The organism is Streptomyces fildesensis (assembly GCF_016107395.1).
GTDB lineage: Bacteria > Actinomycetota > Actinomycetes > Streptomycetales > Streptomycetaceae > Actinacidiphila > Actinacidiphila fildesensis.
Genome location: NZ_JAAIKO010000453.1, coordinates 1 through 211, shown reverse-complemented (window position 1 = coordinate 211; position 211 = coordinate 1). Strand labels below are relative to the sequence as shown.

1 protein-coding gene is annotated in these 211 nt (G+C 50.2%); it reads right to left on the bottom strand.

All coding sequences use genetic code 11. The annotated features are described in order from the left end of the window. Positions 1 to 211 (bottom strand): acetate and sugar kinases/Hsc70/actin family protein (locus C6N31_RS47620; protein ID WP_198359795.1); only part of this gene is annotated, 211 nt, incomplete at both ends.

Genomic DNA, 211 nt, shown 5'->3' with positions numbered 1-211 from the left:
CCTTCATGTCGCGCACTATTTCACGCTCAGCAGTGGTGGTGAACATATAGCCTCTCTCAGTGAGGATCTTCATCAAAGCATCTGTCAGATCCCTCCCAGCCAGATCAAGACGAAGGATAGCATGAGGAAGAGCATAACCTTCATAGATTGGCACGGTGTGACTTACACCATCACCAGAATCAAGCACAATGCCAGTCGTGCGGCCACTAGC